We start from the raw sequence: 22,923 nt of genomic DNA on the forward strand, positions 1-22,923 counted from the left end.
TTTGCTTTATTACTATTTTAAAGAATTTAAGAATGTATACTTGAAATATGAATTTTAGTTTAATTCATTGGGTCCCAAACGGTTCCAATGTAATGGTAGAATGGTAAAATGCTATCTGCAGGATATTCGTCTGTTTCGTCATCGATTCCAACTAATTTTATTTTTTCACCATCAGAATTTGCAGAAAATTCATAGTAATTTCGTTCTCCAAGATATACTTTTTGAAGCGTTTCTACATTTTCATAACCAGAAGCTTCTAGGTATTTTATAACTTCAGCTTCATTGTTTCCTTCCATAGATTTGTCATATCCTTCTGATTGTGAGGTAAAGAAGGCAATAAACCATCCAGTATACATCAAATAGAGTTCTTCGTGTGTAACTTTTGAAAAATCAATTCCGAGAAAACTCCAAGTTGTTGGTCCTGTAAAGCCAATATACTCATCACCATCAAAAGTATATTTTAGTAAATAACAATCTTCTTGTTGTTGAGAAGGCCAAAACAGCGATTTCTTGTCAACAATTTCAATCGCATCTGGTTTTTTACCAAACTCCATAGGATGCTCAAGCCATTCAACCATTTGTTTAATAATTGGATTTTTTAAGTCTAAATTGTTGTCGTTTGAATCTTGTTTTTTATTCTTTTTGAATCTGTCAAATAATCCCATGCAATTAGTTTTGGTAATAAAGTATTGTAAGTTTTAATATGAATCGAAACTACCTGTTTCTCAGTTAAAAACAAAATAAAGTAGTGTGTTTAACTATTTTCAGAGAGAACTGCTGTGATTACTTTAGTTTCCAATCGTATTTGGTAAACTGGTTTGTAAAAGAAGTAGAAACAGCGTGTACTTTTAAGGAGTCATTTTCTTTTTCGAGAATCATCATGCAGTTTTCAGGTAAAATTCCAGACGTGGTGAATTCGAGTTCTTTTACTTTGATGGATTCTGTAATTCGATTTTTGTCTAATATTCTACTATATGGTTTTCCGGTGTGACCAAAAAAATGATAGCGAAAAGGTATGCTATCTAATGCTTCTCTAATTTCTTCAGAACCATATCCAACATCGCCAGAAGTGTCTGAATCATGCGTGATAAAAAGTTCAAAGAGTTCTTTAGATTTGTATAATTTTTTGATTTTTTGATATTCGTATTGTTGAATAAATCGTTTGTTTTGTCTGCCTTTACGATCTCCAATTCTTCCCAAGCCAACAAAAGATAATTTTTCTTCACCTTTTTGGAAATACTGTGTTTCGCCAGATTTGCAAATCCACACATATTCATAACAATCAATCGGGAAAGCTGAATCTTTTGCGTATTTTTCTTCTAAATCATCTAAAAAGTCGTGATCTTCATGATTTCCACGCACACATAGCATTTGTATATCAAGTTCTTGTAGAAACGAAGAAATTTCATGTTTACTATTGGTGAAATCGTCATGAAAACCTAGTTCATCTCTATCGTGTTTTGCGTGTCTAATTGTAGCTTTATCGAGATTTTCTAGATTCGGATACGCGCCTAAATCTCCACATTGAATAATAAGATCAATTTTTTTATCAAACTGTTTTTGGTACTCTGCTACCAATTTAAAAGGAAGCAATACTTTTCCGTGAACATCTGAAAAAATAGCAATACGTATCATTGAAGTTTTAATACATTATAATTTTACGAACCTACGGGTATTTATTTGAACTCCAAATTTTACTCTTTAAAATACTTGTATATACTATTGAGAAAGAAAAAAGTGAATATGTTTTAGTGAAAACTAAATAGGAAATATTAAATAAATACTATAAAAGTAAACAGCTCCTAGAAGTAAAATATAAATAAATTCTCTTTTTAGTTTTGTGCCTTTTAAATCTATCCAAAGCGACATTAATTTTTCTTTTTTTGTAGAAACTACTTTGGTATTTGCTATAAAATCTCCAATACGTCTTGATGGGTTTATGTAAGTCACAATCACTTCTATTGGCCAGAGAATCATGATAGTTAGGTTTCTTATAAAACATTGAAACGCTGATGCAGGTTTTTCTGTTTTACAATCAATTACTTGATAACCTAATAAACGTTTTGCGGGACTTTTTGCATTGAAAAAATCTTTATTTATATAGATGAAAATTAAAGAAAAGAAAATTATAGTTGAGAATGAATCATTAGTAAGTAAAGTCAAATGTTTTATTAAAAATATTATAACAATTACAGGCGGAACAATTAAAAAACTCATCAAGAAATGATCTAGCAACATGCTATATATTCTATGTGATTTAGAATAAGTCTGCACTAACTTCGAAGTTTCATCTATAATAACTCCGTTAAAATCATTTTTGGTGTTTTTCATTTCAAATTATTGGAAGTTGAAATTAATATTAAAGTACAATTCCGCCAGCTTGTCGTACTGTTTTTTAGCAAAAGTGTCATTTTGTCATTGATTTGATGTGTAAAAATGTCAAAATGGCATATTTTTTCACTTGGAATCCTTTTTGCCATATACAACTCGTATTTGAATATAGAAAAGCATAAAAAATTAAATCACTAAAAAAATAAACATGATGAACATAGTAAAAAGTAAAAACGTAGACTTACCTTCAATTTTTGACGAATTATTTCCAGCAGATTGGTTTGGTGGAATTGCAAATCAAGTAGCGAGCACTACAAATACGCCTGCTGTAAATATTAAAGAAACTGCAGATGATTTTGTCTTAGAAGTTGCTGCACCAGGAAAAACAAAAGAAGATTTTATTCTTTCATTAGATCATGATGTACTAACAATTAGTACAGAAGCAAAAAAAGAAGAAAGCGAAGTTAAAGATACATATACACGTAGAGAGTTTAGTTTTTCAGCGTTTAAAAGGTCTTTTAAATTACCACAAACGGTAAATAAAGAAACAATTAACGCAACATATACAAACGGAATCTTATACGTAGGATTGCCAAAAAGAGAAGAAGATAAGGTGAAGCCTAAGCGCACCATAGAAATATCATAAATAATTATTTAGGATTGGTTAGTTAATGGGAAAAAGGTTCGTTCAAGAAATTGGCGAACCTTTTTTAAGTTATATTTATAAAGGAAAGAAGTTTTAAAATCTATTTCCACTAGATTTTTAAAAATATGATTTTTACAGGTAGTGTCTAAGACCAGTTCCAGCAGGAATGCGTTTCCCTTTGTATTTTGTGTCATCTTCAGATGCGTTATTTTGAGATGTTTCTCCTCCAGTTATTTTACTTAATTGAGCATTGTTTAATTGTTGAAATTTCATAATGTTTAATTTTTTTGTACACGTAATTTGTAGTTTTTATATTTTATAATCTGAAAATTATAGTAAATGATAGCTCAAATATCATTTGAACTTCTGAAAGGATGAATAGAATTTCTGAATTTGCTAAGTTTTATATTATTGTATTTTTGCGGCTAGTCAAATGAAAGAAGTAGAGGTGAAAAATGATAAAATAAAAAAAGTAAAGAAACCTTGGCCTACAAAAGCTGCTATGGAGCAAGTGTATGAAAAGAAGCTTTGGGGAAATAACAATACTGATTTTTATTCTGGAGAAGGATCGCATCATCCAGAAATTGTGCAACCTTATCTAGATGCTGTAAAAATATTTTTGACTTCTTTTGAAAAACCTCTGGTAGTTTGCGATTTGGGTTGTGGTGATTTTAATATAGGAAAACAACTAGTTGCTCACACCAAAAAATATATTGCTGTTGATATTGTAGCAAATCTGATCAATCACAACAAATCAACCTTTACTACAGAAAACTTAGAATTTCATTGTTTAGATATTGCCAAGGACAATTTGCCTACTGGAGATTGCGCTTTGATTCGACAAGTATTACAACATCTTTCAAATACTGAAATACAGCGTATTATTGAAAAGTTAGTGAATTTTAAATATGTGATTTTAACAGAACATCTGCCAGAAGGTGATTTTATACCAAATATAGATATTATTTCAGGACAAGGAATTCGGTTAAAAAAGAAAAGTGGCGTCAATCTACTTGCAGCGCCATTTCATTTTCAAATCAAACAAGAAAAGCAATTAAGTGTGGTTCGTTCAGCGAATTTTGAAGGTGTGATTGTAACCACTTTGTATACTATTTTTTAGGCAAAATTCTAAAGAAAGTTATTGTTTTAGGACAACTTCAGCTTTCGTAATTTCTAAGGTTGCATTTTTTGTAGCGACTAAAATTCCTTTAAATGTATATTTTCCATCTTCTTTTATCTCGATTTCTGCGTTTTTACCAGTAAAACTCCAATTTGTCTTACTATTAAAAACGGTCTTTGTTTCTCCTATTGTCATATTTTTGTCGGTAGGATCAATTTCTAATCCGCCATACTTTTCTCCATCTTTTAAGATTTCAATTTTGAATCTCAACTCGGCATTTCCTTCGTATTTGAAATCCATTTCAGACCAAAAAGCTATTTCATCTCCTTTTTTCAATGCTAAATCTACTTCTTTGATGACTAAATTATCAGTGTGCGTGCTTACTTGATTGATTTCTAATCTAGCAATTTCTTCGCCTACCAAACCACAACTTATAATAAGTGTACATGATAGAAAACAAATGATTATTGAACGTAAGTTTTCATTTTTTTGTTTTAAATTAAATCTGGTAATTCATCAGTTAAAGCTACAATAATATTTTTTAGAGAATAAAGTTGTCTTACATATTTATAATTCGATCTCTCAACTGATATACTTCTGCTAATTCTTTCATTTTTAGATAAAAAGCATTTCTGTAAAATACAGGCAATTGATGACTGTTTGAAAAATACCGTAGATAACGCGCTTCTAATTCAGGATAATGTTTTTTAATAGCATTTAAAATCAGTGTTTTACTATCTGCTTTTCCATTACCAAAAACAGTTAATGTTGCAGGCATTACATATTTTGCTCCAGCATTTTTAAATGTGCTGAATAGTTTTTCTAAATGTTCAGTTGTATCAGTAATGAAGGGTAGAAGTGGCATAAGACTTACGCCAGCATGAAAATTAGCTTTTATTGCTTTTTGCAGTGTTTCAATTCGTAAAGAAGGTTTTGGTGCGCCAGGTTCAAAAATCTTTCCAATTTCGTCATCAACGGTAGAGAAGGAGAAGGTTATAAGTGTTCCGCCTGAAAGTTTAGATTGTAAATCGTCGGGTAAAATGGCTTGTTGATGAATTTGTTTTAAAAGATCAAAATCGCGTTCAACCATTGTAGACTTTGTAATGATATGCACAGGAAATCGATACTTAAGGATAATTTCCAACGCTCTGCGTGTAAGTTGGTAGTCTCTTTCAATATTAATGTATGGATCGGTTACAGAAGATAACACGATAAAACCATATTCTCCTTTTTCAGCACGCTTTTTTAATTGCTTTTCCAACAATTCAATAGCGTTGGTTTTTACAGATAAGCTAGTTGCTAAATTGGTTCCGTATTTACTTCCTCGAATATAGCAATACAAGCAGTTATATGAACAACTTTGATATGGATTGAACGTATAATCATCCAAAAACCAAGTATCTCTTTTTTTGGTTTTGTTTAATACAGATTTCGCTTGAATTTCTTTGATCATTCGATACTTTTATGAGTCATGAATATACAAAAAACGACGTATTCTTTATAGAAAATACGTCGCTCTGTTATTTTTATGAATGATGAAAAAGTTATGTTTTCTTCACGTATTTTGTAATGATTACAATATGTTGTCCATTTACACGACCTTCAATATGTTCTGCATTGTCATGAGAAAGTGTAATGTTTCGAACTGGTGTTCCACGTTTTGCTACAAAACCAGCGCCTTTTACATTTAAATCTTTAATTAATACCACGCTATCACCAGCTTGTAATTGTACACCATTAACGTCTAAATGTTTGATGGCATTCTCTTTGTCTTCAGCTTCTCCGGTAGCGGCTGCCCATTGCAAATCATCTTCGTCCAAATACATCATGTCAAGCAAATCCTGTGGCCAACCTTCTTTTTTTAGTCTGTGCAGCATGCGCCAAGCAACAATTTGAACTGCTTTTACTTCGCTCCACATGCTATCATTTAAACAGCGCCAATGATTTACATCCATACTTTCAGGATCTTCAATTTGAGAAAGACAAGTATTGCATACATGAATAGATTTTTCAAGCTTATTATCGTGATTAGGCGGAACGTTGTAAATTGCTAATTTTTCTGTAGCACCACATAATTCACAAGCCGAACCACTACGTTTCTGTATTTCTCTTTCAATACTCATTGTTAAAACAGTTTAATTGTGAGCAAAAATATAGGTTTCGCTTAGATATAAAAGTAGATTGTGCAATTATTTCTAATCTTCTACTGTAAGGTTGAAAGTCGTTTCTAAATTGTGTGAACTATTGTTGTCTTTGATTTTAAAAACACAGGTTACAGGGTTTTTAAATGATTTGCCCGTTAACTGAATAGAAGCATATAATTGTTCTTTTAAATCAGTTGCATTCACTAGGTTTGGAAATAAATCAGTATTCTCATTAATTAAATTTCCATCGGCGTCAGTCAGTCGAATAGAAGCTAATATATCTGCTTGGCCATAAGCATCAACATCATAACCTTTTAAATTATGAATGAGTAAATAAACAATTTCATTGCGCTTTATTTTGTTGTCTAAAACTGCAACTTTTCGAGAGTTTGAAAATAAATATTGAATGTCATACGTAAGACCTTCTGTTTTCATTTTTAGTAACGTACTGTGAATGACAGAGAAGTTTTTATTTAAAATAAAATATGCGTCACTATGCTTATCGCGAATATTAATATTTAATATATAATCGTTGTTGGGGAACATTGGATTTGCAAAGGTGAGTTCACTGCGTAACCTTAAATCGGCTTCTGTAAAACCTGAATTTTTATCTTTAAATAAATTTGGGTTAGACATTATAGTATCTCCTTTTTTATTCATGATAAAAATGTCCATTTCAGGATATACTAAGCTATCTTTTAGAGTAAAACCAGTTATATTATCATAGAACATTTTGATAGATTCACCGTAGAAGAATTCAGATTTGTCTATTGTTCCTGTATAATTTTCCATAAGAATACCATCACAAGATAGTTTGTCTGCTTTTATGCTTACATCTGAAATATAATTTTTGCTTTCTGCTTCAATATTTGCACAAGAAGTTAAAAAACAAATGATCAATAGAATGAAAAAATACTCTAGTTTCATGGTTTTTGATATTAATTATAAATTCGGATGATTTCTCCTGTTTGTCTACCTTCAACACTTTTACGATAGCCATTTACTACTTTTTGCATCGAAATTGGATTATGTCCTGGAAAATAGGCATCGTACTTTTCTGCAGCATCTTCAACCATTCCAGCAGAAACAACATTGACACGAATTTCTCCAGCTAATTCTAAGATTACGGCTTTTGTAAAACTATGTATTGCGCCATTTACCATTGCTGCGCTTGCAGTCATTGGAACTGGATCGTCTGCTAAAATTCCTGTAGTTAAGGTAATTGATCCACCTTTTGAAAGATACTTTTTACCGATACGAACCAAGTTCACTTGTCCCATTAATTTACTTTTGAAGCCTACATAATAATCGTCTTCAGAAAGTTCATTAAAAGGTTTCCACTTGGCTTCTCCAGCGACACAAATAATAGCATCAAGAGTTCCGGTTTTTTCAAACATTGCGTGAATACTTTCGCTGTTGCTAATGTCCACAGTTACATCGCCAGAAGTTCTTCCAGCAATTAAAACGTCATGATTTTGTGAGAAATATGCAGAAACTTTTTTACCAATAGTTCCGTTTCCACCAATGATAAGTATTTTCATGAGTACTGAATTGATTAATACTTCAAAGATAGTGGAATATCTAAAAGTCTAGAGACGTGTGCTAAAATATGTTGAATTTACTTTTTGTCTTTCCGTTTGGAAGTCGATTGCGTTGTTTTGGGTTTGTTCTCTTTTTTGGGCATCGGACCGCGTAAGTGAATAACCAAACCATTTAGGAAGTTACGTAAAATTTGATCGCCACAATTTTTATACTTCGGATGATCTTCATTTCGAAAGAAAGCGCCTAATTCACTTTTAGAGATTCTAAAATCTACCAATTCTAATATTTTTACAATATCATCATCACGGAGCTTTAAAGCTACACGAAGTTTTTTAAAGATGTCGTTATTTGTCAATGCCATGCGACAAAGATACTTATTTTACTTGATACTTACTCTTTAAATACGTTCAGTTTGTCTATTATAATTAACGTAATATTGTTGCTAAAGAATGTAATATATTGAAAAGTTATATTGGTATTTATACATAGAAATTTTTAGAGTTATACATCGATGGTTACATCTTTATCTACTAAATCTTTGAGTTGTTTCTCTAATTTTTCAAGTAATGTTAGTGAGTTTTCAATTTCTTTTACAGAAAATGTTGTTTGTCCTAGCGTGCCATGTGACATGGGATGCATGGTAGTTTTTTGATAGAGTTTTAGTTTTGTTAGGGTGTATCTTATATTCTTAAAATCATCTTTTTGATACTCTAATATTTTCTTTTTTAGTCTATCTTCTAAATTATATTTATTATCTGAATATAAAATAGTGTGCAATTCATCTACAAGATCAGAAGTGTTTTTTGATTGTTTATGATATCTATTTTTTTGAAATAATATTCTTTCAAGAATCTTCTTATTGTCTTCAACTGCGCCAATCATTAATAATTTAGAAAACTCATATAGTAATATTTCAAAACGCTTTCTGATTTTATTGCCAACTTCTTCAATTTTATCAGGATTTTTTTTATAGAAATTATGAATTTCTTTTACTGGTTCCTTGAATTTTTTGATGTAGAATTTATTATCACCATCAAATTCGTACATATTTCCGTAGTTCCAACGAGCACTTTCTTTATGAATATCACTTACAATATGTTTTATCAGGTTAAAAAAGTTTACATTGTGTGTTAGTATGAGTATTTGAAAATCTGAAAATTCACTTACTATATAATTCATTAAGTACGTTCTGTTGGCAACATCAAGACTAGTAATAAAGTCATCAAGAAGAAGAAAACATTTTTTTGTATCCTCTATAAGATATTTGATTGTATTGAAAAGTAACAAGAGTATAACCAAGTTTAGTTTGGCTTCATTGAAAAATTTTTTAAGTTCTTTTTTAGTTTCAATATTTCTTGTATCATCTTTAATTAGTAAGGTATAATCATCTTCTTGGTCAATTTCGATTGTGATAGCTTCTTTAAATTCTTTTAATGAGTTATTTACTTTTAAAGCTATTTCGGTAAAGTGAGCTTCACAAAAGGCTTGCACATTTGGAATGTTAAAAAAGAAGTTTTCTAAAAGTTTATCTAATCGTATTTCATTGGAAAGTTCAATCTCTTCAATAGAAATTAAGAAAGGTTGGTATGCTTCTTTATCAAAGTCCTTGTAATGAGTATCTTCAATAAGGATTTCAAAATCTCTGCTTGTGCTGTTATTATTGTAAGTGCTCCAAAAAGTATTATCAAATTGTTCTTGTTCTTCTGGTGTTGAGGCTTTGGGAATTTGTAATGCTAATTGCTTTTTAAAAAATACAATTTTAAAGGCTTCATATAAAGAGCTTTTGCCAGCACCATTTTCACCATAGACTAAAAGATTTTTATTATCCAACTCAATCGTGAGTTCATTTTTAAATGCTTTGAAATATTTTAATTGAAATTTATTCATTATTACCATTAAAAAAATTGATGAGTATTTTTTTTAATTTCAGGTCTCTATTTTTAAATCTATCAAATGTAAAATCGTGTAAATTTAGGTTGATGATTTCCAAAAGTTGAGATGATTTGTAATATTCTATTTTTTTAATAAGTGAAACATTTCTTTTAGGGATATCTAACACTGCGAAATTTCCTAAATCATCTGTTATGGTTTCTAGGTCTGTGTTTTTCCAGCTTTGAGTTAAGTAAGTCTGATCTTTTAGTGAGATTATTTTATCTACATTAAAATTTTGAATAGCTTTTTCTCTATTGGAATAAAATGCTAATAAAGCAAACCCGTATTTGAGTTTTCCAAGATGATTGAAATGCGAAATATCAATGTGATTTACGTAGTAATTACCTATTTCTTGTTTGGAACAAATTTGTTTGATAATATTATAAATTTCAAATTTTACTCTTGTCGTAGATCCTTGATAATAAACATATCGAACTATAGAAGTCAATGAGTTAATTAATTGGGGATTTATTTCTAATCCATTAGTAAATAAATAAGTTACTACTGCAAACTTAGGGTACTGATTCGTGTAACTTTCAATGAGTTGTAACCATTTTGCCAGCTCTGTTTCTGTATTTTTATTTTGGTTAATAAATTCTAAAACCTCAGTAATTGTAAACAGATCTTTCATGATCTCTTTATATTTTTTCAACTCAAAAGGGGAAAAATGTTCTCTTACAAAGAATTCTCTTAGATTGATTTCACTTGATGTGATTTTATTTTTCCCTCGTATGATATGCGAGTAATATCTAAAGATGTCATCTACTTCTAACTTTAAATTTTGGCAGTTATATTTAAATTCTATCCAAGATTCTATAAATAATTCTCCTTCTTGTACTTTTTCAGCTTTTTTAAACAGTTTTGCTTTGAAGATATCTGCATCTTCTAAATTCATTCCTCTATTGTTAATGGTCTCGAAAATGATCAGTGCTTTTTCATTAGCTTCTTCCTGAGATTTTCCTGTTAATTCAATAGGAAGTAGGTATATTTTCTTAAGAATGAATCCAATAAATTCTTTTAAGTTAGTTCCTTGTTTTTTTTGATATTGGATCCAGCTATAAAAAAACAATAAATTTCTTTCAAATTTATTTCTTGTTTTTTTCCAATTAGGTTTGTTGTTTCTTCCTATGATGGCTTGAAATCTATCGGAGATAGTAAGCATATCGTATTTTAGAATAGCATTTAACTCTTCTCTGTCTTTAGCTTCAAAAATATTAGATATAATTCTAGGTTTGGTTTCGTTGCCTTCCCAATTTTCTTGTTCTAGAAGTGTTCTTAGTACTTTGAGTTCAGGTTGAAATAAGTATAAAACTTTAATTAGTAATAATAGTGTAGTTAATCGTTGTTGACCATCAATAACTTCTAATTTATCTTTTGTTGATTCGCTTTTTGCAATAATGATATTCCCAATAAAATATTCTTCATCCGATCTAAAGGCCTCGAAAAGGTCATTAAATAATTGGATGCATTGATCATAGCCCCATGAATAGGGTCTTTGATATGCGGGAATGACATATTGTTCATCGATTTTAAATATTTTTAATATTTCTCTTTGTTCAGCAGTTAATGAAAGCGCCATTAGTGAGTGGTATCAATAATTATTGATTTGTTTAAATTTAATCATTATGCTGTATCGTAAGCTTTATGATCAGTTTTGACTAGATGAAGCAAGATACTACTTAAAAATTTAAAGTTCAAAATAAAGTGTAGATTAGGAAATAGGAACTGTATATATCTAGTTATTTATTATATAATAAATGTATTGTATGTTACAGATATTGACAAAATAAAAAAGTCTATCAATTGACAGACTTTTTACTTCATTTAAAGAATAAAATATATATATATTAAATTACTTTTACGTTCACTGCATTAAGACCTTTACGACCTTCTGTTAATTCGAATTCTACCTCATCTCCTTGACGAACTTCGTCAATTAATCCAGAAATGTGTACAAAATGTTCTTTGTTTGAACCTTCTTCTACGATGAAACCAAAACCTTTAGTATCATTGAAGAATTTTACTGTTCCTCTACTCATTGTAATAAATTTAAATAATTGTTTTAATGCTTACAAAGATAACACCTAATTAAACGCGCCCGACTTATTGTGTGTTTTTTTTGAATTAGTTACAATTATTTAATATTGAATTTCTTAATTTTATCCTTTAAACCCGCGTCTTTCATGAGTTCTTCAATCATATTGAATTTTTCTTTTTTTACAGAATTTTCTATTTTTCCTGCTTTCAAATAGTGTAAATAATCGCAAGTATCTTGCAATGTGGAGAATATATGCGAAGAAAGAATCACTATTTTTCCTTTTTCTTTAAGTGATTTTAGTAATTCTTTGATGATGAGGTTACTATGAATATCTACGCCGTTAAATGGTTCGTCTAAGATAAAAATCTCATTCTGCTGAAGCAGTACACCAGTTAATGCTAATTTTTTCTTCATTCCTGTAGAATAGGTTTCTGCATATTGTTTTAAAGGCAGATCAAAAATGTTTTTTTCGTCAAAATCTACATTTTTAATATGTCTAGCATTACAAAGCAATTGTAGGTATTCCCTTCCTGTAATTTTAGATAGAAACTCCGGATTGGTTTCTAAGAAACCAATGGTGTTTTTTACAGAAACGTGCGTATGTTGTACATTTCCTTCATGTGTTTCCAAACCTGCAATACTTTTGAATAAGGTCGTTTTTCCAGCTCCGTTTTCGCCTACAACACCATGAATTTCTCCAGGGTTGAATTCTAGAGTGATCGTATCTAGAATTTTATTTTTACCGTATGATTTTGATAGATTAGAAATGCTTAACATGTCAAAAAAGAGTTTAAATTTTTGATAGCTCGTCTGTAAAATAAAGGAATAAAGAGCAATACTATTGGTGGAAACATAAAGCTTATCAAGAGTGCGAACATTTGAAGTATTGGAATTTGTGATGGATAATTTCCATATTTTCCAAGAATGGTAAGTATGATAAAACTGTAACCTAATAATACAAATGCAATGGTGATTTGAATAAATTCAACAGAAAAAAAGATTGATAATATAATTGCAATGGGTAAAACCAAACAACTACTATACATAAGTGCTGTTTTTACTTTATCAAAGATGAATTCTTTTGGTGTCATGCTGTGAATCCAAACACAATATAAAGGTTCAGGTTTTGAATAAAATGACAGACAGCACACAAATACAATAATTAAACTAAAAACCCCTAGATTGTAATTATCTACAGAAATACCAATATAAGTGAGTAAGTAGAGTAGTGGAAATAACCAAAATGTATTTCGAAATCCGATGATAAATTCAAATGGTTTTTTTCCAAAAGGAGTCGGAATCGAAATACTTCTAATGCCTATATTATTTATAAAAGATAGTATTATCGCGCCTGAGTGAATTAGTAGCACTTCTAAGAAAGCATATTTGTAGCATAAAAACAGGCTAAAAGGCAAGATAAATAGTGTGTTTTCTATCATACGTACTTTCCAGAACGTATTTGGCGGAAAACACTTTTTTAAAAAAGTAGTTCGTTTTCTACTTCCTAGTTTTAAATTTAATAGTAAGCTGATTCCAATATAAAAGAAAGAAGCTTGTGGAATACTTTTAAAAACGGCTTCCGAAAGCCAAACAAAAAGCAGTCCAATTCCAGCAAACCCAAGTATTGGAATGATTCCGAATTCGTCAATATGACGATAAATTCTTTTACACTGTAAGCTAAAATAAAATTTCACGTATCGGATTATTTACTGAAAAATCGAATATACATATAAAAATGAAAATTGAATTTGAGATGAGAGGCGAATGCTGAATTTTAGGGAATTATTAACGATTTGTGTTCATACGATCTTAGCAAATAGTATGTAAGTAATTCTACGTGTTTTTTAGTTTCCGAAATAATACGCGCGATAAAACTAGTATGTTCTCTTATTTTTATACCATCAATAAAAACCGTTCTATTAAAAATGGCAACTATCCCAAAATTAGCTACTTATTCATCTCTTGATGGTACTGTAGAAATTACAATTTCATCTGTAGATCCTTCTATTGGAGAAATTCAGGGAACATACAAACACAATTTTACACCAAAAGGAGCAATAACAGTAAGCGGGAAAATTGGAGGTTATGCTTGGGTAAATAATAGTGAAGGCGGAAGCGGAACAGCGCCATTTAATATAAATTTTACAGCTTCGGTGCGTCCTGATGGATTTCCGTACTGTATTATTGATTTTTGGAACGGATTTTATACAACTCAAAATACACTAATGCTTTCAGGCGTTAGGTCGTATGTTAATAATGACGGAACAACACAGTCTATTGTTTTGGGAACATTAGAGTTGTATCAACCTTAAGAGAATTTGTTTAGTATATATAATTGTTGTGAAAACGTAAAAGAGGAAGTGAAATTTGCCATTACAGAATCTTTTACGTTTTTTAATTTTCGATAAATTCTAAATCTATATAATAGTATTCAGGATCATAAGGATCAAGATAAGCTACAGTTTCTTTTTGCATGTAGAAATACATTCGAACAGATGTTTCGTCTTTGTCAATAGTTTGCTTTAAAAACAATGTTTTTTGTGCATATGACACTTTAAAAGTAACTTCACAATAAGTGTGAGTAATTTGTGTTTCATTATGCGCTCCATACCCAGAAATTTCATTGAGTGCAGCCGCTTCACCGCTTACTACAGTTTTTGTCTGTATATGTTTTTTCTCATTGATTTCTGCTTCATTTAGTATCACAATAACTCGACTGCCATTCGTTTTTAACTTGCGTACATGTGCATTGTATATACGATCATTTTCTTTAGTAAGCGTATGTTTTGTATACAATAAGTATATCCCAAAAGGAGCAAAAATTACAATTCCAATACTTATAAAAATCCAATTTATTGGAGAAGATTTGATACCGACAACAAGGAAGCTAATTGACAATACTAAAGTACCTATGAGTACATATCCCGTAAGTTTTGTAAATATTTCTTTAATGTTCATACATGTATACGCTGATTTGATCAACTAATTTGTAGGATCAAAGGTAGCTTTGTTACAGTTTCTCCTGCAACAGTTTAATTTCATCACGATATTTAGCTGCGTCCATAAAATTTAATTCTTTGGCAGCAGTTTCCATGGCTTTTCGCTTCTCGCGAATCAACTTTTCAATGTCTGCCTTGTTCATGTATTCTAAATCTGGTTCAGCAGCCATTTTTGTTTGAATTTCATCTTCCCAAGCCAAACTTTCGTCTTTGCTCAGTGCATTGTTCAATGATTTGTTGAGTCCTTTTGGAGTAATATTGTGTTTTGTGTTGTACGCAATCTGTTTTTCTCTTCGATATGCAGTTTCATCAATTGTTTTTTGCATACTTTTCGTAATCTTATCGGCATACATAATTGCTTTTCCATTTACGTTTCTGGCAGCTCTACCAACAGTTTGTGTTAGCGATCGCGCTGAGCGTAAAAACCCTTCTTTATCGGCATCTAAAATCGCAACTAAAGATACTTCTGGTAAATCGAGTCCTTCACGAAGTAAGTTTACACCAATCAATACATCAAAAAGTCCTTTTCGTAAATCCTGCATGATTTGTACACGTTCCAAGGTATCTACATCACTGTGAATGTAGCGACAGCGGATTTGAATTCGTGATAAGTATTTCGTTAATTCTTCTGCCATTCGTTTGGTCAAAGTTGTCACTAAAACACGCTCATCTTTTTCTGTTCGTTGATGAATTTCTTCTACTAAATCATCAATTTGATTCAAACTCGGACGAACTTCAATGATCGGATCTAATAATCCTGTTGGACGAATAACTTGTTCCGCATATACACCTTCCGTTTTATGAAGTTCATAATCGGCAGGCGTTGCACTTACATAAATCACTTGATTTTGAATGGCTTCAAACTCCTCAAACTTTAAAGGTCTGTTGTCCATTGCGGCAGGCAAGCGAAAACCGTATTCTACTAGATTTTCTTTACGACTTCTATCGCCGCCATACATGGCATGCACTTGCGAAATAGTTACATGACTTTCATCAACGACCATTAAATAATCATCTGGAAAATAATCTAATAAGCAGAAAGGACGCGTTCCAGGAGCACGACCATCTAAATATCTTGAATAGTTTTCAATTCCAGAACAATATCCTAACTCACGAATCATTTCTAAGTCAAAATTTGTACGTTCTTCCAAACGTTTTGCTTCTAAATGTTTCCCAATTTCTTTAAAATAATCTACCTGCTTCACCATATCTTCCTGAATCTGGTGAATGGCATTTTGTAATACTTCTGGCGAAGTCACAAACATATTTGCGGGATAAATAGTAAGTTGCTCGTACTTTTCCAATACTGTATTTGTGGCAGGATCAAAGGATTCGATTTCTTCAATTTCATCCCCAAAAAAGTGAATTCTAAAGGCAAAGTCAGCATATCCAGGATAAATATCTACAACATCACCTTTTACACGAAACGAACCGTGCAAAAAGTCAGCTTCGGTACGTGAATACAAGCTTTGCACCAAACGATGTAGCAATTTCGTTCTTGAAATTACTTGATCACGTTCTAGTTTAATGACATTTTTCTGAAATTCTATTGGATTTCCAATACCATACAGGCAAGACACAGAAGCAATTACAATTACATCACGGCGTCCAGAAAGTAGGGAAGAAGTCGTGCTCAATCGTAGCTTTTCAATCTCTTCGTTAATCGATAAATCCTTTTCTATATACGTTCCTGAAGTTGGAATATAAGCTTCAGGCTGGTAATAATCGTAGTATGACACAAAGTATTCCACTGCGTTTTCAGGGAAAAATTGCTTGAATTCTGAGTATAACTGAGCCGCTAAGGTTTTGTTGTGTGCCAAAATAAGCGTTGGTCGTTCCACTTTTTCAATCACATTGGCAACTGTAAATGTTTTTCCTGAACCAGTAACTCCTAACAAGGTTTGGTATTGTTCGTTACTTTCAATTCCAGAAACTAATTCTTCTATCGCTTGCGGCTGATCTCCCATAGGAGAAAAATCAGATACTATTTTAAACTTCATACAATATTTGCTTTGTGTTTTTGGGCGTTACCGTAATAGTTCACTTCTATTGTATTCAGTGACTATTACGGTCAGGCTTTCGGCTTTTCCTTTTATATCTAAAAAATCATAACCTACTGATAGTTAGATGTGTAAATAAAAGCAGAATGCCAGGTTAACGCTGAATCGTATTCGTTTTTGTATTCTTATTTTATTAAGTTATATGTTTCAAAAATATGGATAAATCTTTAATTTTCTTTGTTTATTTGAATTAAAAAAAATCACCCCCACCTTATTAAATATCAAGACAGAATTTTATCAAGTATCTGTATCGGTTATTTAGGACTAGACAATCATAAAAACTTAAATAATTCCCGTAAATTTTAAATAAAAAAATATGTGATTCTGATTTTTTGAAATTTTTATTTAAAATTTTTTGATTAAAATACGCAAAAAAACTTTAAAAAAGTTAAAATTGGATTTCTGCTAATAATCGCTTTTTAGTACTTTAAAAGTTTTTACCATCAAAAAAACAAAGAATTTGGACAAAAAAATATATGTAAGTTGAGTAATAAAGCTAAAAAGTTTACAAATGAATATGAATTTACAATAACAATTTTTACTTTTTTTGGGTATTAAATTCACTTTTAAAAACGTCGAGTTTAATTAAAATTTGTACATTTGCAATAAGATGAACAAGGTTCTAAACAAAATATTCGTTATAATTATGGCATTTGTAGTTTTTGTATCTACAATGTCATTTACCATCAATTTACACTATTGCGGAGATACCTTAGTTGAAACATCTATTTTTAATAAAGACAAAGGTTGCGGTATGGAGATGGAAAAACCCTCTACCGAAGGATGCTCTATTACTAAAAAAAAATGTTGCGATGATAAACAATTAGCAATAGAAGGTCAGGACGAATTACAACTGCAATTTGACAAAATTACGTTTGAGCAACAGGTATTTATTGCTTCATTTGTCCATACCTATATTTACCTCTTTGAAGGTTTAGATAACAATGTATCTTCTTACGAAGAATATAAACCGCCACTCGTTATAAGGCGTATCTACAAGATTGACGAGACATACTTAATTTGATTTTTAAACAATAGACTGTTTTATCCTATGGCTTTATAAGTTTATAAGGATAATTTACTGTATTCGGTGTTTTCCTAACATCAATGTCTAACTGTTTAATAATCAAACTATATGCTTAATAAAGCAATCAAATTTCTTATAGAGAATAAACTCGTTGCAGTACTACTACTCGTTCTTTTCGTAGGATGGGGAACAGTAAATGCACCTTTCAATTGGGATACAGGATTTTTACCAAGCAATCCTGTAGCCGTAGATGCCATACCAGATATAGGTGAAAATCAACAAATTGTATTTACAAAGTGGGATGGTCGTTCACCACAAGATATAGAAGACCAAATTACCTATCCACTAACAACATCTTTGTTAGGTATTCCTGGAGTAAAAACCATTCGTAGTTCGTCTATGTTTGGTTTTTCAAGTATCTACATCATTTTTGAAGAAGACATAGAATTTTACTGGAGTAGAAGTCGTATTCTCGAAAAACTAAACTCATTATCAAGCGGTTTATTACCAGAAGGTGTTAATCCTGCTTTGGGTCCAGATGCAACAGGTTTGGGACAAATATTTTGGTACACACTTGAAGGACGTGATGAAAACGGAAATGTTACTGGTGGTTGGGATTTACAAGAATTACGCAGTATTCAAGATTACTATGTGAAATATGCGCTATCCTCTGCAAGTGGTGTTTCTGAAGTCGCTTCCATTGGTGGTTATGTTCAGGAGTATCAAGTGGATGTCAATCCAGAATTAATGCGTCAATATAACATTAACTTAAACCAGATTGTAAAAGCGGTAAAAAGTAACAATCAAGATATTGGTGCGCAGACTATAGAAATTAATCAAGCTGAATATTTAGTACGTGGTTTGGGTTATGTGAAATCTGTTGAAGATATTGAAAACGCTGTAGTGACTTCAGAGGATTTTACTTCAATTAAGATCAAAGACATTGGTAAAGTATCATTAGGTCCAGCAACGCGAAGAGGTTTATTAGATAAAGAAGGTGCGGAAGTGGTTGGTGGTGTTGTAGTGGCACGATATGGAGCAAATCCAATGGAAGTCATTAACAATGTAAAGGCGCAAATTGATGAACTGAAAGGTGGATTACCAACAAAAGTATTGGCAGATGGACGAACATCTCAATTAACAGTCGTTCCTTTCTATGACCGTACAGAGCTTATTGAAGAAACATTAGACACGCTTAATGAAGCATTGACACTAGAAATATTAATTACCATTTTGGTTATTATTGTTATGGTTTTCAATTTAAGAGCTTCTATTTTAATTTCTGGATTGTTACCTGTTGCAGTCTTAATGGTTTTTGTTACTATGAAACTGTTTAACGTAGACGCCAATATTGTAGCACTTTCTGGTATTGCTATTGCTATTGGAACTATGGTAGATGTAGGCGTCATTCTAGCAGAAAATATGATTCGCCATCTCGATGATGACAAATTACGATTACGAGAAGATGGTACAGAGTTAACTACAAATGAAGTGGTTTATAATGCCACAGCCGAAGTTTCTGGAGCGATTTTAACTGCGGTATTAACTACAATTATCAGCTTTGTTCCTGTGTTTACAATGATTGGTGCAGAAGGAAAACTGTTCAGACCACTTGCTTTTACCAAAACGATGGCGTTATCAGCATCTTTAGTCATTGCATTGTTTTTAATTCCACCATTTGCAGCTTATTTATTCAGAAAAACATCACTTAAAAATTCTTTTAAGCATATTTTAAATGGTGCTTTAATAATTGCTGGAATCGCAATTATAGGTGTTGGATATTGGTTAGGTATAGTTTTAATTGCTTTTGGTGTTACAGGTTTATTAGGAGTTTCGGGAAAACTGAACAAAAAGAATAGTAATCTTATTAATATTGTCATCTCTTGTGCTGCTATTGTATTCTTACTTACTGAATATTGGAGACCGCTAGGTTTTGACAGAAGCATCTTCATTAACTTAATTTTTGTAGCGATTATTTGCTTCGGAATTTTAGGAATATTTTCAATTTTCAGAAGGTATTATGGACAGATTTTAAACTGGGCTTTAGCAAACAAACTTTTGTTTTTAATGATACCAACTACCGTGCTTATTTCTGGTATTTGGATAATGAACAATACTGGAAAAGAATTTATGCCATCTTTAAATGAAGGTTCATTTTTATTAATGCCAACCTCATTACCACATTCTGGTGTTGAAGAAAACAAAAGAGTGCTTCAACAATTAGATATGGCAGTAGCTACTATTCCAGAAATTGAAACCGTAGTTGGAAAAGCTGGTCGAACAGAATCGGCTTTAGACCCAGCACCTTTGTCGATGTATGAAAATATGATTAAGTACAAATCTGAATATATGCGAAATTCCGAAGGAAAAAGGCAACGTTACAAAGTAAATGAGGACGGTTTATTTAAATTAAAAGATGGTCGTTTAATTCATAACGAAAATATAGCTGTCAGTTCGAGCGCAGTCGAGAACAAAGTGATAATCAAATCAACTTTATTTAATGTCCAAAGGTCTCAACTAATTGAAGACGATAATGGAGAATACTACAGGAATTGGCGACCAGAAATACAATCACCAGACGATATTTGGAATGAAATTGTTAGAGTTACCAAATTGCCAGGCGTTACTTCCGCACCAAAATTACAACCCATAGAAACCAGGTTGGTAATGCTTCAAACAGGTATGCGAGCACCAATGGGAATAAAAGTAAAAGGACAAGATTTAAAACAAATTGAAGCGTTTGGTTTGCAATTAGAAAGTCTTTTGAAACAGGCAGAAGGTGTTAAGGTTGAAGCTGTTTTTGCAGATAGAATTGTTGGTAAACCGTATTTGCTCATTGATATTGATAGGGAAAAGATAGCACGTTATGGTGTGTCAATTGAAGATGTGCAAAACGTGCTAAAGGTTGCAATAGGTGGCATGGCTTTAACGCAAACGGTTGAAGGTAGAGAGCGTTATGCTGTTAGAGTACGTTATCCAAGAGAGTTGCGTGGTAATCCAGACGAAATAAAAGGTATTTATATTCCTGTTGAAAAAGGAAGCCCTATTCCATTAAGCGAATTAGCGACGATTAGGTATGAGCAAGGTCCGCAGGTAATTAAAAGTGAGGATACCTTTTTAGTTGGCTACGTGTTGTTTGATAAATTAGATGGGTTTGCAGAAGTGGATGTTGTTGAAAATGCACAAGCATTGTTTCAGCAGAAAATAGATTCAGGAGAATTAACTGTTCCTAAAGGCATTAGTTATAAATTCACAGGAACTTACGAAAATCAGTTACGAGCAGAAAAAACATTGTCCGTTGTCGTTCCATTAGCACTTGCTATTATTTTCTTGATTCTGTATTTCCAGTTCAAATCTGTTACTACGTCACTAATGGTATTTACAGGAATAACGGTTGCATTTGCAGGTGGTTTTATTATGCTATGGCTTTACGGTCAAGATTGGTTTTTCAATTTTAGTTTGTTTGGAGAAAATATGAGGGAACTTTTCAATATGAAAACCATCAATTTAAGTGTGGCGGTTTGGGTAGGTTTCATAGCTCTATTCGGTATTGCAACAGATGATGGTGTCGTTATGGCAACATACCTCACGCAAACTTTTGAGCGAGAAAAACCTGCCGATAAAAAGAGCATTAGAACTTCCGCTTTGCAAGCAGCCGAAAAACGTATTCGTCCGTGTTTAATGACAACAGTTACTACCATTTTGGCGCTGATACCAGTATTAACATCCACAGGAAAAGGAAGTGATATTATGATACCTATGGCGATTCCAATATTTGGAGGAATGGTTATAGACATTACCTCTTATTTTATTGTACCAGTATTATATAGCTGGAGAGAAGAGTTTAAATTGAAAAGGGCAAACAAATGAATAAAATAATTTATACACTTATTGGTTTATTAGCTTTTAGTACTTCTAATGCTCAACAATTAGAAATACTAATAAATGAAGCACTAGCCAATAATCCAGAAATTCAAAAATTTGAAATACAATACAAAAGAGTTTCTGAAAAAGTGAACGAAGTAAACACACTTCCTAATACAGAATTTGGTGTTGGCTATTTTGTGAGCGAGCCTGAAACAAGAACTGGTTCACAACGATTTAAGGTTTCAGCTAAACAAATGCTACCTTGGTTTGGTACTATTAGCTCGCGTGAAGATTATATATCAGCATTGGCAGACACCAAATATCAAGACATTGTTATTGCAAAACGTAAATTAATGGCTTCGGTATCACAATCCTATTACGATCTGTATGCCAACCAAGCAAAACAGCATGTAATAAGTGATAATATTAAACTTTTAGAAACTTACGAAACAATGGCTTTAACATTTGTTGAAGTTGGTAAAGCATCCGCAGTAGATGTATTGCGTTTACAAATACGACAAAACGATTTGAGACAATTAAAAAACGTATTGCAACGAAAGTATTTAGCAGAACAAACTAATTTTAATAACTTTTTAAATAGAGATAATACAATAAATGTATCGGTTTTAGATAGTTTAACAATTCCAATGAAAGACTTTAAATTTAATTCCGAAAACTTATCTATACATCCTGAATTAGTAAAGTTTGACAAACTTTATCAATCTATAGAAAAATCAGAATTACTTAACCAAAAAGAAAGCAGTCCTATGATTGGTTTTGGATTAGACTACATCAATGTTTCTGAAAGACCAGATATGAATTTCTCGGATAACGGTAAAGATATTGTGATGCCAATGGTTTCGGTGTCAATCCCAATTTTTAATAAAAAATATAAATCTCAAACTAAGCAAAATGAGTTAGAACAGCAAGAAATAACAGCTCAAAAACAAGAACGATTAAACACTTTGGAAACGCTTTTAAGTAAAGCGATTAATGAACGAATTTCTGCAAGAATAAGTTATGCTACGCAAACCAAGAACTTAAAACAAGCCAAAGATGCTGAAGAAATTTTAATCAAAAGCTACGAAACAGGAACGATTGATTTTAATGATGTTTTAGACATTCAAGAGCTACAATTAAAGTTTCAAATAAATCAAATAGAATCTATTAAATCTTATTTCATCCAAACGACGATTATTAATTATTTAATTCAGTAA

Annotated in this window: 23 protein-coding genes; 6 read left to right on the plus strand and 17 right to left on the minus strand. The window is 31.5% G+C overall.

From position 1 onward, the window contains the following. Nucleotides 1–59 precede the first annotated feature (59 nt). The 3 genes from ACOQOS_RS21170 to ACOQOS_RS21180 form a co-directional block, all read right to left on the minus strand. A complete protein-coding gene (locus ACOQOS_RS21170) occupies nucleotides 60–665 on the minus strand; it encodes a hypothetical protein (protein WP_420572467.1) in 606 nt (201 codons plus the stop codon). A gap of 118 nt (nucleotides 666–783) precedes the next feature. Next, a complete protein-coding gene (locus ACOQOS_RS21175) occupies nucleotides 784–1,635 on the minus strand; it encodes a metallophosphoesterase family protein (protein WP_420572468.1) in 852 nt (283 codons plus the stop codon). A 123-nt stretch (nucleotides 1,636–1,758) separates the two neighbouring features. Further along, nucleotides 1,759–2,331: an RDD family protein gene (locus ACOQOS_RS21180; RefSeq protein WP_420572469.1), complete on the minus strand. Its 573-nt coding sequence runs from the start codon at nucleotides 2,329–2,331 to the stop codon at nucleotides 1,759–1,761. Between the two features lie 208 nt (nucleotides 2,332–2,539). Between ACOQOS_RS21180 and ACOQOS_RS21185 the strand changes: the two genes are divergently transcribed. Then, on the plus strand, nucleotides 2,540–2,977 hold the full coding sequence (locus tag ACOQOS_RS21185; protein WP_420572470.1) for an Hsp20/alpha crystallin family protein: 438 nt from the start codon (nucleotides 2,540–2,542) through the stop codon (nucleotides 2,975–2,977). 132 nt (nucleotides 2,978–3,109) lie between these two features. Here the strand turns inward: ACOQOS_RS21185 and ACOQOS_RS21190 are convergent, their stop codons facing one another. Continuing rightward, nucleotides 3,110–3,250 (minus strand): hypothetical protein, encoded by a 141-nt coding sequence (locus tag ACOQOS_RS21190; protein WP_420572471.1) that lies wholly within the window; start codon nucleotides 3,248–3,250, stop codon nucleotides 3,110–3,112. 160 nt (nucleotides 3,251–3,410) lie between these two features. Here ACOQOS_RS21190 and ACOQOS_RS21195 point away from each other — a divergent pair, with 160 nt between their 5' ends. Further along, entirely contained in the window at nucleotides 3,411–4,097 is a 687-nt protein-coding gene (locus ACOQOS_RS21195) for a methyltransferase domain-containing protein (RefSeq protein ID WP_420572472.1), read from the plus strand. An 18-nt stretch (nucleotides 4,098–4,115) separates the two neighbouring features. Here ACOQOS_RS21195 and ACOQOS_RS21200 read toward each other — a convergent pair whose 3' ends face one another. The 11 genes from ACOQOS_RS21200 to ACOQOS_RS21250 all read right to left on the minus strand — a co-directional run bounded on the left by ACOQOS_RS21200 (nucleotide 4,116) and on the right by ACOQOS_RS21250 (nucleotide 13,447). After that, nucleotides 4,116–4,520, minus strand: coding sequence for a hypothetical protein (locus ACOQOS_RS21200; protein WP_420572473.1), 405 nt, complete (start codon nucleotides 4,518–4,520; stop codon nucleotides 4,116–4,118). A 136-nt stretch (nucleotides 4,521–4,656) separates the two neighbouring features. Then, a complete protein-coding gene (locus ACOQOS_RS21205) occupies nucleotides 4,657–5,550 on the minus strand; it encodes a radical SAM protein (protein WP_420572474.1) in 894 nt (297 codons plus the stop codon). A 91-nt stretch (nucleotides 5,551–5,641) separates the two neighbouring features. Beyond that, on the minus strand, nucleotides 5,642–6,220 hold the full coding sequence (locus ACOQOS_RS21210) for a PhnA domain-containing protein (protein WP_420572475.1): 579 nt from the start codon (nucleotides 6,218–6,220) through the stop codon (nucleotides 5,642–5,644). Nucleotides 6,221–6,292: 72 nt separating this feature from the next. Then, nucleotides 6,293–7,168 (minus strand): hypothetical protein, encoded by an 876-nt coding sequence (locus ACOQOS_RS21215; RefSeq protein WP_420572476.1) that lies wholly within the window; start codon nucleotides 7,166–7,168, stop codon nucleotides 6,293–6,295. Nucleotides 7,169–7,179: 11 nt separating this feature from the next. Beyond that, the gene (locus tag ACOQOS_RS21220) at nucleotides 7,180–7,782 is read right to left on the minus strand and encodes a short chain dehydrogenase (RefSeq protein ID WP_420572477.1); all 603 of its coding nucleotides are present in this window, start codon (nucleotides 7,780–7,782) and stop codon (nucleotides 7,180–7,182) included. Nucleotides 7,783–7,859: 77 nt separating this feature from the next. Then, nucleotides 7,860–8,144: a DUF1456 family protein gene (locus ACOQOS_RS21225; RefSeq protein WP_420572478.1), complete on the minus strand. Its 285-nt coding sequence runs from the start codon at nucleotides 8,142–8,144 to the stop codon at nucleotides 7,860–7,862. Between the two features lie 140 nt (nucleotides 8,145–8,284). Beyond that, nucleotides 8,285–9,670, minus strand: a complete 1,386-nt coding sequence (locus ACOQOS_RS21230; protein WP_420572479.1) for an AAA family ATPase — start codon at nucleotides 9,668–9,670, stop codon at nucleotides 8,285–8,287. Further along, nucleotides 9,663–11,294: a DUF262 domain-containing protein gene (locus ACOQOS_RS21235; RefSeq protein ID WP_420572480.1), complete on the minus strand. Its 1,632-nt coding sequence runs from the start codon at nucleotides 11,292–11,294 to the stop codon at nucleotides 9,663–9,665. The genes ACOQOS_RS21230 and ACOQOS_RS21235 overlap by 8 nt, the downstream gene beginning before the upstream one ends. 268 nt (nucleotides 11,295–11,562) lie before the next feature. Further along, nucleotides 11,563–11,754 carry a cold-shock protein gene (locus ACOQOS_RS21240; protein ID WP_007094903.1) on the minus strand — a complete coding sequence of 64 codons (192 nt, stop codon included), beginning with the start codon at nucleotides 11,752–11,754 and terminating at the stop codon, nucleotides 11,563–11,565. Between the two features lie 95 nt (nucleotides 11,755–11,849). Next, complete coding sequence (locus ACOQOS_RS21245; RefSeq protein ID WP_420572481.1) at nucleotides 11,850–12,530, minus strand: ATP-binding cassette domain-containing protein; 681 nt, start codon at nucleotides 12,528–12,530, stop codon at nucleotides 11,850–11,852. Beyond that, nucleotides 12,524–13,447: an ABC transporter permease gene (locus tag ACOQOS_RS21250; protein ID WP_420572482.1), complete on the minus strand. Its 924-nt coding sequence runs from the start codon at nucleotides 13,445–13,447 to the stop codon at nucleotides 12,524–12,526. Before ACOQOS_RS21250 ends, ACOQOS_RS21245 begins: the two co-directional genes overlap by 7 nt. Before the next feature lie 231 nt (nucleotides 13,448–13,678). Between ACOQOS_RS21250 and ACOQOS_RS21255 the strand changes: the two genes are divergently transcribed. After that, a complete protein-coding gene (locus ACOQOS_RS21255; protein WP_420572483.1) occupies nucleotides 13,679–14,065 on the plus strand; it encodes a hypothetical protein in 387 nt (128 codons plus the stop codon). Nucleotides 14,066–14,147: 82 nt separating this feature from the next. Here ACOQOS_RS21255 and ACOQOS_RS21260 read toward each other — a convergent pair whose 3' ends face one another. Both ACOQOS_RS21260 and uvrB read right to left on the minus strand, forming a co-directional pair. Then, the gene (locus ACOQOS_RS21260) at nucleotides 14,148–14,711 is read right to left on the minus strand and encodes a hypothetical protein (protein ID WP_420572484.1); all 564 of its coding nucleotides are present in this window, start codon (nucleotides 14,709–14,711) and stop codon (nucleotides 14,148–14,150) included. Between the two features lie 52 nt (nucleotides 14,712–14,763). Continuing rightward, nucleotides 14,764–16,752 (minus strand): excinuclease ABC subunit UvrB, encoded by a 1,989-nt coding sequence (gene uvrB, locus ACOQOS_RS21265; RefSeq protein ID WP_420572485.1) that lies wholly within the window; start codon nucleotides 16,750–16,752, stop codon nucleotides 14,764–14,766. A gap of 670 nt (nucleotides 16,753–17,422) precedes the next feature. Between uvrB and ACOQOS_RS21270 the strand changes: the two genes are divergently transcribed. The 3 genes from ACOQOS_RS21270 to ACOQOS_RS21280 all read left to right on the plus strand — a co-directional run bounded on the left by ACOQOS_RS21270 (nucleotide 17,423) and on the right by ACOQOS_RS21280 (nucleotide 22,923). Next, nucleotides 17,423–17,836 (plus strand): HYC_CC_PP family protein, encoded by a 414-nt coding sequence (locus tag ACOQOS_RS21270; RefSeq protein WP_046758206.1) that lies wholly within the window; start codon nucleotides 17,423–17,425, stop codon nucleotides 17,834–17,836. Between the two features lie 111 nt (nucleotides 17,837–17,947). Then, on the plus strand, nucleotides 17,948–21,709 hold the full coding sequence (locus tag ACOQOS_RS21275; protein WP_420572486.1) for an efflux RND transporter permease subunit: 3,762 nt from the start codon (nucleotides 17,948–17,950) through the stop codon (nucleotides 21,707–21,709). Then, on the plus strand, nucleotides 21,706–22,923 hold the full coding sequence (locus tag ACOQOS_RS21280) for a TolC family protein (RefSeq protein WP_046758208.1): 1,218 nt from the start codon (nucleotides 21,706–21,708) through the stop codon (nucleotides 22,921–22,923). The genes ACOQOS_RS21275 and ACOQOS_RS21280 overlap by 4 nt, the downstream gene beginning before the upstream one ends.

The organism is Kordia sp., assembly GCF_965224175.1.
GTDB lineage: Bacteria > Bacteroidota > Bacteroidia > Flavobacteriales > Flavobacteriaceae > Kordia.

What these genes read in the sequence shown, in the direction of transcription:
- ACOQOS_RS21170 (WP_420572467.1), bottom strand. Translation starts at nt 665, where the DNA reads ATGGGATTATTTGACAGATTCAAAAAGAATAAAAAACAAGATTCAAAC.
- ACOQOS_RS21175 (WP_420572468.1), bottom strand. Translation starts at nt 1,635, where the DNA reads ATGATACGTATTGCTATTTTTTCAGATGTTCACGGAAAAGTATTGCTT.
- ACOQOS_RS21180 (WP_420572469.1), bottom strand. Translation starts at nt 2,331, where the DNA reads ATGAAAAACACCAAAAATGATTTTAACGGAGTTATTATAGATGAAACT.
- ACOQOS_RS21185 (WP_420572470.1), top strand. Translation starts at nt 2,540, where the DNA reads ATGATGAACATAGTAAAAAGTAAAAACGTAGACTTACCTTCAATTTTT.
- ACOQOS_RS21190 (WP_420572471.1), bottom strand. Translation starts at nt 3,250, where the DNA reads ATGAAATTTCAACAATTAAACAATGCTCAATTAAGTAAAATAACTGGA.
- ACOQOS_RS21195 (WP_420572472.1), top strand. Translation starts at nt 3,411, where the DNA reads ATGAAAGAAGTAGAGGTGAAAAATGATAAAATAAAAAAAGTAAAGAAA.
- ACOQOS_RS21205 (WP_420572474.1), bottom strand. Translation starts at nt 5,550, where the DNA reads ATGATCAAAGAAATTCAAGCGAAATCTGTATTAAACAAAACCAAAAAA.
- ACOQOS_RS21210 (WP_420572475.1), bottom strand. Translation starts at nt 6,220, where the DNA reads ATGAGTATTGAAAGAGAAATACAGAAACGTAGTGGTTCGGCTTGTGAA.
- ACOQOS_RS21215 (WP_420572476.1), bottom strand. Translation starts at nt 7,168, where the DNA reads ATGAAACTAGAGTATTTTTTCATTCTATTGATCATTTGTTTTTTAACT.
- ACOQOS_RS21220 (WP_420572477.1), bottom strand. Translation starts at nt 7,782, where the DNA reads ATGAAAATACTTATCATTGGTGGAAACGGAACTATTGGTAAAAAAGTT.
- ACOQOS_RS21225 (WP_420572478.1), bottom strand. Translation starts at nt 8,144, where the DNA reads ATGGCATTGACAAATAACGACATCTTTAAAAAACTTCGTGTAGCTTTA.
- ACOQOS_RS21230 (WP_420572479.1), bottom strand. Translation starts at nt 9,670, where the DNA reads ATGAATAAATTTCAATTAAAATATTTCAAAGCATTTAAAAATGAACTC.
- ACOQOS_RS21235 (WP_420572480.1), bottom strand. Translation starts at nt 11,294, where the DNA reads ATGGCGCTTTCATTAACTGCTGAACAAAGAGAAATATTAAAAATATTT.
- ACOQOS_RS21240 (WP_007094903.1), bottom strand. Translation starts at nt 11,754, where the DNA reads ATGAGTAGAGGAACAGTAAAATTCTTCAATGATACTAAAGGTTTTGGT.
- ACOQOS_RS21245 (WP_420572481.1), bottom strand. Translation starts at nt 12,530, where the DNA reads ATGTTAAGCATTTCTAATCTATCAAAATCATACGGTAAAAATAAAATT.
- ACOQOS_RS21255 (WP_420572483.1), top strand. Translation starts at nt 13,679, where the DNA reads ATGGCAACTATCCCAAAATTAGCTACTTATTCATCTCTTGATGGTACT.
- ACOQOS_RS21260 (WP_420572484.1), bottom strand. Translation starts at nt 14,711, where the DNA reads ATGAACATTAAAGAAATATTTACAAAACTTACGGGATATGTACTCATA.
- uvrB (WP_420572485.1), bottom strand. Translation starts at nt 16,752, where the DNA reads ATGAAGTTTAAAATAGTATCTGATTTTTCTCCTATGGGAGATCAGCCG.
- ACOQOS_RS21270 (WP_046758206.1), top strand. Translation starts at nt 17,423, where the DNA reads ATGAACAAGGTTCTAAACAAAATATTCGTTATAATTATGGCATTTGTA.
- ACOQOS_RS21275 (WP_420572486.1), top strand. Translation starts at nt 17,948, where the DNA reads ATGCTTAATAAAGCAATCAAATTTCTTATAGAGAATAAACTCGTTGCA.
- ACOQOS_RS21280 (WP_046758208.1), top strand. Translation starts at nt 21,706, where the DNA reads ATGAATAAAATAATTTATACACTTATTGGTTTATTAGCTTTTAGTACT.